Annotated in this window: 1 pseudogene; it reads right to left on the bottom strand. The window is 59.7% G+C overall.

Annotated elements, in window-relative coordinates:
• Positions 1-320: pseudogene (locus CKO35_RS17630) on the bottom strand (Tn3 family transposase); the annotation flags it as partial.

The raw sequence follows: 320 nt of genomic DNA, 5'->3' as shown, positions 1-320 counted from the left end.
TTCTTGGACTCTGCCTGCCAACGCTCGTCCGTGAAGAACAAGCGCGCACGACCCCGAAAGCTCAGGCTGTGCTCAATCCAGACCGAGCCATTGCGCACCGCGCGGCGCAGGGCAAACAGGGTGGCCACCTCCAACGCCTGAAACGCCCGTTCCCGGTCTGGGCTGGAGATCGAAACCTGCCAGATCATTCCCAGACTTGGTGCCACCACTTCAACTGGCAGCTTTCTGGATCCTTTGAGATATAAAGCTTGCAGCTTGGCAAGGTACTCGATGGCAGGATGCTCGCCGGTGGCCTACCAGGGCAGCTTTGCAATGGCGAC

It is taken from the genome of Ectothiorhodospira shaposhnikovii, assembly GCF_016584105.1.
In the GTDB taxonomy this organism is placed as follows: Bacteria; Pseudomonadota; Gammaproteobacteria; order Ectothiorhodospirales; family Ectothiorhodospiraceae; genus Ectothiorhodospira; species Ectothiorhodospira shaposhnikovii.
Note: the sequence above shows the minus strand (reverse complement) of the source record. Positions and strands in the feature narration are given on the sequence as shown.